Annotated in this window: 10 protein-coding genes and 1 pseudogene; 7 read left to right on the top strand and 4 right to left on the bottom strand. The window is 62.9% G+C overall.

Annotated features, from left to right (window positions below):
* Positions 1–20 precede the first annotated feature (20 nt).
* Positions 21–1,088 carry an mRNA surveillance protein pelota gene (locus tag AC6I65_RS05525; protein WP_497903047.1) on the bottom strand — a complete coding sequence of 356 codons (1,068 nt, stop codon included), beginning with the start codon at positions 1,086–1,088 and terminating at the stop codon, positions 21–23.
* A 139-nt stretch (positions 1,089–1,227) separates the two neighbouring features.
* Here AC6I65_RS05525 and AC6I65_RS05520 point away from each other — a divergent pair, with 139 nt between their 5' ends.
* Positions 1,228–1,671 (top strand): DUF4870 domain-containing protein, encoded by a 444-nt coding sequence (locus AC6I65_RS05520; RefSeq protein ID WP_312912393.1) that lies wholly within the window; start codon positions 1,228–1,230, stop codon positions 1,669–1,671.
* A gap of 165 nt (positions 1,672–1,836) precedes the next feature.
* Here AC6I65_RS05520 and AC6I65_RS05515 read toward each other — a convergent pair whose 3' ends face one another.
* The 3 genes from AC6I65_RS05515 to AC6I65_RS05505 all read right to left on the bottom strand — a co-directional run bounded on the left by AC6I65_RS05515 (position 1,837) and on the right by AC6I65_RS05505 (position 3,477).
* Positions 1,837–2,232, bottom strand: a complete 396-nt coding sequence (locus AC6I65_RS05515) for an OsmC family protein (RefSeq protein WP_497903046.1) — start codon at positions 2,230–2,232, stop codon at positions 1,837–1,839.
* 66 nt (positions 2,233–2,298) lie between these two features.
* On the bottom strand, positions 2,299–2,736 hold the full coding sequence (locus AC6I65_RS05510; RefSeq protein ID WP_497903045.1) for an SHOCT domain-containing protein: 438 nt from the start codon (positions 2,734–2,736) through the stop codon (positions 2,299–2,301).
* 18 nt (positions 2,737–2,754) lie between these two features.
* Entirely contained in the window at positions 2,755–3,477 is a 723-nt protein-coding gene (locus AC6I65_RS05505; RefSeq protein WP_497903044.1) for a metal-dependent hydrolase, read from the bottom strand.
* A 333-nt stretch (positions 3,478–3,810) separates the two neighbouring features.
* Here AC6I65_RS05505 and AC6I65_RS05500 point away from each other — a divergent pair, with 333 nt between their 5' ends.
* From AC6I65_RS05500 to AC6I65_RS05475, 6 genes and pseudogenes are all read left to right on the top strand, one after another.
* Positions 3,811–4,077, top strand: coding sequence for a hypothetical protein (locus AC6I65_RS05500; RefSeq protein ID WP_497903043.1), 267 nt, complete (start codon positions 3,811–3,813; stop codon positions 4,075–4,077).
* Positions 4,078–4,176: 99 nt separating this feature from the next.
* Entirely contained in the window at positions 4,177–6,336 is a 2,160-nt protein-coding gene (locus tag AC6I65_RS05495) for a DHH family phosphoesterase (RefSeq protein ID WP_497903042.1), read from the top strand.
* Between the two features lie 175 nt (positions 6,337–6,511).
* Complete coding sequence (locus AC6I65_RS05490) at positions 6,512–6,904, top strand: DUF6176 family protein (protein WP_497903041.1); 393 nt, start codon at positions 6,512–6,514, stop codon at positions 6,902–6,904.
* Between the two features lie 83 nt (positions 6,905–6,987).
* Positions 6,988–7,503: pseudogene (locus tag AC6I65_RS05485) on the top strand (peptidase M14); the annotation flags it as partial.
* 158 nt (positions 7,504–7,661) lie between these two features.
* Positions 7,662–10,106 (top strand): PAS domain-containing sensor histidine kinase, encoded by a 2,445-nt coding sequence (locus AC6I65_RS05480; protein WP_497903040.1) that lies wholly within the window; start codon positions 7,662–7,664, stop codon positions 10,104–10,106.
* A 127-nt stretch (positions 10,107–10,233) separates the two neighbouring features.
* A complete protein-coding gene (locus AC6I65_RS05475; RefSeq protein ID WP_497903039.1) occupies positions 10,234–10,803 on the top strand; it encodes an SHOCT domain-containing protein in 570 nt (189 codons plus the stop codon).
* The last annotated feature ends 96 nt before the right edge of the window (positions 10,804–10,899 follow it).

Raw genomic sequence — 10,899 nt, 5'->3', positions numbered from 1 at the left:
TGGCGCGAGGCCAAGACAGCTTACTCGAGTCGATACCGCAACAACGCTGCGATGCCACCGAGATTCGAGAGCTGTTCGCCCGGCGGGAACTCGCTCGAGAAGACCGTCACGTCGCCGCCTTTCTGTTCGGCCGTCCGGACGACGTCGTCGACGTTTATCGCCCAGTCGCCATCGGGGCCGCGTTCTTTGCGAAGCTTCTCGTCCAGGACGAGCAGTCGCTCGATGGCGCCGTACTCGGCGGCCTGGGCGACCGCCTCGGGGCCGTAGGCCGCTTTCGCTCCCTCGGCAATTCGCTTCGTGAGTTCGTCGATGTAGGCGGCCTCCGATTCGATCCGCGTCTCCTCCTGGACGTCCGCGACGGCGCCGCGTTTGAGCACCTCGTGGACGCCGCGGTCGCCGACGCCCGCGGTGTCGACCATCGTTATTTGTTCGGCAACCTCGGGGTGATTGCGCTCGAGGTGTTTCAGCGCGTCCTGTTTCGTGAAGCCGGGCCCTGCGAGGATGATCGCGTCGACCTCGAGTCGCGAGAGGATGGTGCCGAGTTCGGCGAACAGTTCCGAGCGGTCGCGGGCGTACTCGCCTTTCCCCGTCGGGCCCGTAATGGATGCCCGCTCCTCAGTCCCGTACTGGGCGACCGTGTGAACGTGGGCCTCGCCCTCCTCGACGGTCGCGATGGCGACGTCGGGGTTCTCGGTGGCCTCGGCGGCCTCCTCGAGTCGCTCGTCCTGGTCGGGTTTGAACCGCTTGTCGATCGAAAGTTCGTCGCGGGCCTCGACGTTCAGCGTGTGGTGAAAGCCCAGCTGGTCCTCACGGGAGCAGGCGACGATTTCGCCGCCGACCCGGAGGCGGTTGGCGAACTTGTGGAACTCGACGTCGTCGACGGCGATGGCGACCCACATGTGTTCGCGCTCGCCGCCCGTGTCGCGCATCTGCTCGTCGTCCCGCTGGATCCGCCGGGTGGTGTCGCCGGCGACGCGGTCGCCCGGCTCGAGGACGTACTGGAGGTGCCAGAGGTCGTCGACGCTCTCGGGGACGACCGTCACCCGCTCGCGTCCGCCCTCGAGGGGCTCGCGACTCTTGATCTGCATACTCCGTGATGGACGCCGATGGGGTAAGTTACCTGCGGTCGGCCACGATCGGGTTCCAGACTTGCGCGAGCGCGTCACACCGTGAACAAATTTCACGAGATGAGGATATCAGGGTCGACGTGGTGGAGGACGTACGCACATGTCAAACGACACTCCCGCACCTGACGTGACGGACGTCGCGGAGACGACGATCGCCGACGAACGAACCCAGGAAACGAGCCTCGGGCCAGACGAGAACGTCCTCGGAGCGCTGTCGTACTTTACCCTCGTCGGCGGGCTACTCGTCTACCTGCTCGAGGACGAAAACGAGTTCGCCAGGTTCCACGCCGCCCAGTGCATCGCTCTCTGCGTCGGCGCGATTGCCCTGTACGCAGGTCTGACGATCGTCGGGGTGACGGTTTCGGTCGTCCTCGGCGACGTCTTCCTGATCGGGTGGCTCGTCGGGGCCGGGCTCTCAATCGTCTCGCTGTTCGTCTGGTTCGCGCTCTTCCTGGTCTGGCTGTACCTGGTCGTGACTGCGTTCCAGGGCAAGCGCACTCGAATCCCGGTCGTCGGGAACCTCGCGGAATCGACCCTGCTCTGATCGGCTCGAGAATCGACCCTGCTCTGGGCAACTCGAGTACGGGTTCTCGATAGCCGTGAACCGACCCCGTCGGACTGAGTGGGACGACGACCCGTTCCAGAACGGCGAAAAACAGTACCAGCGGGGCCGTGAAAACGTCGAACCGTCGATCTGTGGTCGTCGCGCTTAGAACGCGTCGCCCTGGAACGACGTTTCGGCGTGGAGGCTGTCCTTCAGCGCGTCGTGAACCTTGCAGAGTTCGAACGCGCGGTCGATGATCTTCTGGCCCGTCTCGTCGTCGACGTCCGCTTCGACGCGAATGTCGAACGCCGTCGACTCGAGTTTGTCGTCGTCGTTCAGGTCCCCGGAGACGTCGATCTCGATTTTCCCTAGCTCCTCGACGCCGCGCTGCTGACCGCCGACGCGCAGGGCGGGGACGTAACAGGAGCCGTAGGCCGCGAGCAGGCTCTCGAGCGTGTCCGGGGCCTCCTCGCCGGTGGCGTCGATGTCGACGCTGAAGTCGCGGACCTCGTTCGTCGCACTGAATCCCTCCTCGGAGATGGTGGTCACTTCTTTCGTCATTGCACGTCGACAATCGTGCCCCCGCGGCGTAAACGTTGTTCTCTCGGATGGAGTCCTCGAAGTCAGTTACTCCCGATCGAGGGCCGGTTCCGCATCGAACTCGTCGGGACGGTCCGGGTCGTCTCTTCCGGCGGCGCGGCCTCGGTCGACGCGCTCGATCGTGTCGTCGGCTTCCACGAGGCGATCGAGCCGTCGTTCGAACTCCGCGTCGTCGATCTCGCCGCGGGCGTAGCGATCCTTGAGTCTCTCGAGCGGATCGTACTCTCGTTGGCGCGCTCGCTCGTCGCCCCCGCGGGCGGGTTCGTCGGACTCGAAAACGATCGCTGCCAGTTCCTCGTCCCAGAACAGGAACACCGGCGTGAGGAGAAACCAGCCGACGATCGTGATGGCTCCGGCCAGTCCTCCGAGACCTGCGACGCCCGCCAAGCCGGCGAGGGCGAAGGTCACGATGGCGACGAGCAGCCAGAGATCGTCGGCCACGAACGCAGCGAGATCGTCGATCATCGGTTCGGTAGCTTGTCCTTACAGGTCGAACGTCTCGTCGCCCTCGAGAGCGACGACCTCCGCACTGCTCCCCGTCGCTTTCACCTCGCGAGCGAAGTCGTCGGGGTCCTGCTCGATGGGCGGGAACGTATCGTAGTGCTGTGGCAGGGCGTAGTCGACGTCGAGCCAGTCGACCGCGATGGCGGCCTGCCACGGCCCCATCGTGAAGTGATCGCCGATGGGCAGCGCCGCGGCGTCGGGCTCGAGGTACGGGCCGATGACCTCCCGCATCTCGGTCATGAGGCCGGTGTCGCCGGCGTGGTAGAACGTCGTCGACTCCTCGTCCGCGACCTGGGTCGGCTTCGTGTCCGAGACGACGAACCCGGTTGGCATCCCGGCGTCGACGTCGTACTCGGTCATGATGCCGTTGGTGTGGTCGGCGCGGTGCATCGTGACGAAGGCGTCACCGCACTCGACGGTCCCGCCGATGTTCATGCCCATGCCGCCGACGGCGTCCTCGAAGCCGAACTCGTCCTGGCAGTAGGAGACGAGTTCCGGGGTCGCCACGAGCGTAGCATCCGAAAAGGCGCCGGCGTCAGCGATGTGGTCGGCGTGGCCGTGCGTGAGCAACACGTAGTCCGGCGTCTCGAGGTCGTCGGCCTCGAGGTCCGTGTTCGGGTTGTCGAAGAACGGGTCGATCAGCAGGTCGGTACTGCCGACGGTGACGTGCCACGTCGAGTGGCCGTGCCAGGTGAGCTCCATTGCGGGTCGACCTACTCGCGTTATCGGCATAAAGGTGGGCGCGACCGTGTGCCGGCTGGCTCTACTCGTCGACCGTGAATGCGTACGATCACCAATGTTTATGTGACGATGGGGCCGATAGTCGGTGACCGCACTGCTGACACACCACGCGGTCAAACCGATCAGGGAGACGGGGACTGCCGGTTCGCGCGAACCGGGAGCAAAACACGGCGATGCCGTGTCTTTTATCGACGAGACTGGTCAGCCGACGGGCAGTCGAGCCCCGGACGTGCACCGGACGAGTACCACCCGGAACCATCAATCTTTACGGCGGTCGCCCCGAGGATAGGGCGTATGCTCACCCTCTCGCTCGAGGACTTCATGATCGAACTCAAGGACGGCTCGGTGAAGAACGTCGGCCCGACGAACAAGTCCGCGACCGCGAAACTGTTCGACGTCTACAGCGCGGAGGCCCGCGAGTTCGGCGACAAACGCGTCAAACTCGTCTTCGAGGACGACGACGGGAACGAACTCCAGGCCGCGCTCTTCCCCGAGGACGCTCGCGCGATCGCCGACGACCTCGAGGCGCTCGAGGCGGAATCACCGGTCTTCGAGGAGTGATCGCGCCCACGGCTATCGATTTCGGCGGACGAACCGTGCCGTCACGACGCGAGTGGATTTCGACAACCGTTTTAGGACGAACCTGCTTGTGTGAAGTAGATGGGTACCTGTATCATCTGTGGCAAACCCGTCGAAGACCACGTGTGCGAGTTCCACGAGGAGGACGTCGCCTTCGAATTCGAAGGCACCTCCGCGTCGGAGCTCGTCACCTCCCGGTACTACCGGGGTTCGGTCGACGGCTACGCTGACTTCGGTCTCTTCGTCGACATCGGAGACCACGTCACGGGTTTGCTCCACCGAAGCGAGCTGGATCGTCGCCTCGAGAGTCTTGATCTCGAGCCCGGCGATCCGGTCTACGTACAAGTATTGGACGTCAGAGACAACGGCAACATCGACCTCGGCTGGTCGATCCGCCAGGACGACCGCGAGTTCCGCGGGAAGGTCATCCAGACCCCCGACGGCGACGTCCTGCCGGACGAACGAGCCGACGACGGTGGCGAGTCTTCTGACGAATCGAACGAGACGCGACCGAGCGGTACTGCCGACGTGTCGGCTGACGCTGATGTCATCACCGAGACGACGTCGAGTGCCGACGAGCAATCGACATCGGCATCTGCCGCTGCATCGACCTCGACCTCGAGCGACGATGCTGGTCGTGGTTCGGATTCAAAATCGAGTTCGAGTTCAGGTTCCGACTCGAGCGCCCACGCAGCGACCGCAACCGAGGAAGCGACGCCCTCGACCCCGCTCAACCGGACCACGATCGACGCGATCGAGAACCAGGTCGGCTCCATCGTCCGACTCGAGGGCGAGATCACGGGCGTCCGCCAGACCAGCGGCCCGACGGTCTTCGAACTCAGCGACGAGACCGGCACCGTCGAGTCCGCTGCCTTCGAAGAGGCCGGCGTTCGCGCCTACCCCACCGTCGAAATCGGCGACGTCGTCACCCTCGAGGGCGAGGTCGAGCGCCACTACGGCGACCTCCAGATCGAAACGGAGACGCTCGAGGTCCTCGAGGGCGAGGACCGCGAGACCGTCACCGACCGACTCGAGGAGGCCATCGACCAGCAGGCGCGTCCGACCATCGTCGCTCCGCTCGTCGACGACCCGGTCGTCGAGACGGTCGAGGACGAGATCGTCGACGCCGCGACGGCCATCCGCCGTGCGGTCGTCGAGGCACGACCCATCGTCGTCCGCCACAGCGCGACCGCCGACGGCTACGTCGCCGGCGCCGCCCTCGAGCGCGCCATCCTGCCGCTGATCGAGGAGAAACACACCCGCGACGACGCCGTCTACCACTACGTCGAGCGCCGACCGCTCGACGGCCACGTCTACGACATGGACGCCGCCACGGGCGACGTGACCTCGATGCTCGAGGCCCGCGACCGCCACGGCGAGCAGTTGCCGTTGATCGTGCTCGTCGACGCCGGGTCGACGACCGACTCGCTTGACGGCTTCGAACTGCTCGACATCTACGGTGCCGACCGACTCGTGATCGACGACAGTCGCGCCGACGCGGCGGTCGCCGACGCCGTTGACGTCGTAGTCTCGCCGTCACTCGCCGACGAAGACGCCAGTAGTGACCGCTCGGCGATCACCACGAGCACGCTCGCCGCGAACGTCGCCGCCCACGTCAACGACGACGTGCGCGCCGACCTGGAGCACCTGCCCGCCGTGAGTTTCTGGGGCGACGTTCCGGAAGCCTACGCCGACCTTGCGGAAAACGCCGGCTACGACGCCGACGCCTGCGCCGAGCGACGGGAGGCCGTCGCCCTCGAGGCGTACTACCAGTCCTACAAGGACAAGCGCGAACTCGTCGCCGACTTGTTATTCGACGGCGCCGGTGACGGCGACCTCGCGGCGCACGTCGCCGCCCAGTTCCGGGCCAAACTCGAGACGGAACTCGAGACGGCCCGGGAGAACCTCGAGGTTCGCGACGTCGATGGCCGTTCGGTCGCCGTGATCGACACCGCGGCGTTCATCCACCGCTTCGACTTCCCGACGACGACGCTGTTGCTCGACGAACTCCACCGACGCGGCGAGGAGTCGGTCACCCTCGGCGTCGGCCAGGACGAACTCTACGTGCGCTCGGACGACGACATCGACGTCCGCGAACTCGGTTCGACACTCGAGACCACCGTCCCCGACGCTGGAATCACCGTCGTCGGCGGGCGCGACGGCTACGTCGAGTTCCTTTCTGGCGAACGCGAGGCCGTTCGCGAGGCGGCGCTCGAGGCGCTCGGCGAGACGCTCGCGTAAGTCGGTTTCTCCCGTCTCGTTTGGCTTGAGCGGTACCAATAACGAATACGGATACAGACACGAGCGGTCCCGTTGAAATCCTTGGGAGAGAGATCTATTCGAACGGCCGCACAGAATCTCGAGAGTACGTCTCGCCCCAGAAAAACTATCATCTCGCCGATCAAATTTGTCCCCGATGGCAGAAATCTTCATCCGAAAACAGAAGATTCGCCCCGGCAAAACCGAACGCCTCCGCGAGTGGATGGCAAAGATGGGCGAGGAAGCCGAAGCCGACAGTCAGGGCGTCCAGGACATCTGGTCAGCGGAGAGTCTCTACACGATATCGTTGTTCATCGAGCACGCTTCAGACGGCGACTACTTCGTCTGGTATCTCGAGGCGGACTCGATGGACCAGCTCATCGACGCTCGACGTGCCTCGACACATCCGCTACACGACGTCGAAGACGCGATGATGGAGGACGTCCTGGAAAATCCGAACGAGAGCGGTGATTTCGAACCCCTGCTTCACGGCGTGAGTTCCGAACGCCCGAACGATTTCGATGTTCACCAGTACGTCGAGGAGTCCTGACACACGCATCCTGGATCGTGCTGAGACTCGACAACCTATCGAGGTGGTTCAGACGGAAGTGCGAGGGGTGACCTCCTCGCCGAATCGAGGTCGGTGACGCCGCGGAACTCGATGCGGACGACATCGCTTACGAGACGATGGACATCCCGAATCCCGGAAGTCGGAACCTCGAGCACGCGCTGTTGACGGACGTCAGGCCCATTCAACAGGAGATCTGGAAAGTATCCCAGCTCGGGTATACGACGGGCGACGACTCGCCCGCCTGGACCGTCGATACTGCTGCCTTCGAAGCCGCCGGTGGCTCTGTTGCCGGAGAACTCGGCCAAGAGACGTACTGGGAACAGGACGAAGACGGGAACTGGGAACAGATATACGTCCCCGGCGAGGTCGGAGCGGGGACCCTCTCGGCGGGTTCCGCTGAGATCAACGTTATCGGCTCGCTCTTGCCACCAGCGAACCAGCGGGAACTCCACCCGTTCGGCATGGCCGACTACACCCTCTCGTTCATGGGCTACACGCTGATCTGTAATGCCTTAGGGTTCGAGCAGCGCCGCTACGTCGACGGTGACCTCGTGGGCATGTGGGGTGAACTCCGCTAAAACAGGGATTGGACTCGAGCAATCCCTTCGTCCTGGCCTTTCGACGGGGAAGGCGAGAGGCGAAAAACAGTCCACGTCGTGTGCGTAGAGAGAGGCGATCTGTCAGAAACGACACCTAGAACAGCAAACTTTTAGGGTCACGGCGATATCCGGAAGCAATGGTTTCGCCTGGACCACCACCGGAACGTACGATCGCGGACGTCCAGGAGTTCTTCAGTCGAACCGATCAGCCATCGACGCCAGTGTTCACCGAGGAAGTCGCCGAGGCACTCGAGTGTCCCCATCAAACCGTCCGTCACTGCCTGGAGGCCCTCGCCGAACGGGGCGAGATTCAGACCAAACAGGGAGGTGACTCGAGCAGGATCTGGTGGAAGGCTGCGAACAATCTCGCTGACGACCCGCACCAGGGCGAAGCGCAGTTCAGCGCCCTCGTGAGTGCGGTCAAAGATTACGCGATTTTCATGCTCGATCCCGAGGGGTCGGTTGTCACCTGGAACGAGGGAGCCGAGCAGATCAAGGGCTATTCCGAAGCGGAAATCACTGGCGAACACTTCTCGACGTTCTATACCGAGGCCGATATCGCCGACGAGGTGCCCGATCACAACCTCGAAACCGCAGCGACAGAAGGTCGTATCGAGGACGAGGGGTGGCGGGTCCGCAAGGATGGCTCGAGGTTCTGGGCAAACGTCACGATCACTGCTATCCGCGACAACGAGGGCACCCTTCGAGGATTTACCAAGGTCACGCGTGACATGACCGAGCGGCGCGAGTACGAACAGCAGCTAGAGGAGCAAGCTGAACGGCTCGAACGGCAGCGAGACGAATTTAAGCGAGAACTCGACGACGTCTTCGAGCGAATTGACGACGCGTTCTACGCGCTCGACGACGAGTTCCAGTTCGAATACGTAAACGAGCGCGCCGAGGCGTTTTTCGACACGTCGGAACGGGAACTTCTCGGGCGAAAACCCTGGGAGGTGCTCGACGTCGACGAATCCGACTCGCTCTTCGAGAAGTTCGAAACGACGATGGTCACCCAGGAACCGATGAGCTTCGAGCGGTACTCCGACCCACTGGGAATCTGGGCGATGATCCGGGTATACCCCTCCGAGTCGGGTCTCTCCGTGTATTTCCGGGATATCACCGAGCGGAAGGAGCGCGAAAGAGAGCTCGAACTGACGCGCGAACTCCTGGAGAAGGCCGAACGCATCGCGGACGTCGGCGGCTGGGAGATCGACACCGACACCCGAGAGGTGTTCTGGACCGACCACCTCTTCGAGATTCTGACGATACCCGACGACGACGAACCACCGCTGGACGAAGCCCTCGACGTGTACCACGAAGAGGATCGATCGATCATCGAGCACGCTGTCGAGGAGGCCCTCGACTCCGGCGAGTCGTTCGACGTGGAGGTTCGGTTCAGAACACCCGATGGTGAGGTCCGTTGGCTTCACGTCAAGGGCGACCCCGACGTCGATGACGGAGAAGTCGTCTTGCTCCGTGGCGCACTCCAGGACATCACCAAGCGAAAAGAACGAGAGTGGGAGCTCCAGCGCATCCGGGACCGGATGGAGTTCGCTCTCAATGCCACCGATTCGGTCGTCTGGGACTGGGACGTCGAGGACGACGAAGCGTCGTTCTATCCCTCTGCAGAATCGCTCTATGGGACGACAGTCGAAACGTGGGAGGAGTTCGTCGACGTGATTCATCCGGACGATCGACAACGAGCACAACAGGGTATCGAGAAGGCCCTCGAAACAGGTGAGCCAAAGCACGAGGAGATTCGGATTATTCGAGACGGAGACGTACGGTGGATCGAAGCGCCTGGATACCCTGTACAGGATGATGACGGTTCGACTCGGGTGGTCGGAGTGGCTCGTGACATTACTGAACGAAAGACGTACGAACGCAAACTTCAGGAGTCGAACGAGCGCCTCGAGCAGTTCGCGTACGCGGTTTCTCACGACCTTCAGGAGCCGTTACGGATGGTCTCGAGTTATCTCCAGTTGATCGAGAATCGATATGCCGATGAGCTCGACGAGGACGGTGAGGAATTCATCGAGTTCGCGGTGGATGGTGCTGACCGGATGCGGTCGATGATCCAGGACTTACTGGAGTACTCTCGTATCCAGACGGAGGGCGATGCGTTTGAACCGGTAGAACTGGACACAGTTCTCGAGGACGTGTTGGCTGATCTCCAGTTCCAGATCGAGGAACACGACGCCGATATCACGATTGACGACCTCCCGGAGGTCGCAGGTGACGCGAGCCAGCTTCGCCAGTTATTCCAGAATTTGCTCGATAACGCTATCGAATACAGCGGTGACGATCCGCCACGCGTCCACGTCTCGGCCACACGAGACGGTGACGAGTGGGTCGTGTCGGTCCGTGACGAGGGGATCGGAATCGACCCAGAGAACCAGGATCGAATTTTCGAGGTATTCCAGCGACTTCACACGCAGGAAGAATACGCCGGTACGGGTATCGGACTCGCACTCTGTAAGCGAATCGTCGAACGCCACGGCGGCGACATCTGGGTCGATTCGGAGCCAGGTGAGGGTGCGACGTTTTCGTTGTCCATTCCGGTACCAGCCACTACCGAGTAGGTGCCAGATATAGCAGTGAACGCCTGACGAGGGGGTGCGCAACGAGATAGTACAGTTCACCGAACCGAACGGACACGAACCCCTATCGAGAGAAACGTCTTTTTACTGAGGGGACGCAGGCATGTACATGGACGAGGATCTGTGGGCGCGATTTCGAGCGAACGCGACCGGAATCGCGTCGACGCTCGTCACTGGTCTCTGGCTCGGGTTGCTCGTCGGGGATATCGGCGGCGACCTGTGGCTCGCCGTGCTCATCGTCGGGTACGTCGGGATCGTTCCCGCGGTGTCGATACTGTTCGACGACGATGAGGACGAAGCGGACGAAACCGACGAATCTGTCGAAGCTGACGATGCGGGCTGGTCGAACGTCCCGGGCGAAACGAACGAAACTAGCACAACCGCCACAACCGCCACAACCGCCACACACGAACCAAACCAACGACAACCCGCATCTCGAGCCCCGTCGTCAGAAGACCGGGCCGACGCGCTCGTGACGCTTCGCACCCGGTACGCTGCCGGCAAGTTGACCGACGAGCAGTTCGAACACAAACTCGAGCGCTTGCTCGAGGTCGAGACGCTCGAGGACGCCGAGGTCTGGAGGCGCACACGCGACGGAACGACGGACGAGGGGTCGGAACCGGGCGAACGGGAGAGATCGACCAATCGCGAACGCGATCACGAGAACGAACGTGAGTAGTTGCTCATACGACGAGAATCGGTGCGGGGTCAGTCCTCGGCCTCGCCAGGCTCTCCCGATCGGTTCGCGCCCGTTTCGTATCGCCTCGAGTCGCCA

The organism is Natronosalvus sp. KLKA75 (genome assembly GCF_059736265.1).
The sequence above is the reverse complement of the archived record's forward strand: the minus strand, read 5'-3'. Positions and strand labels throughout refer to the sequence as shown.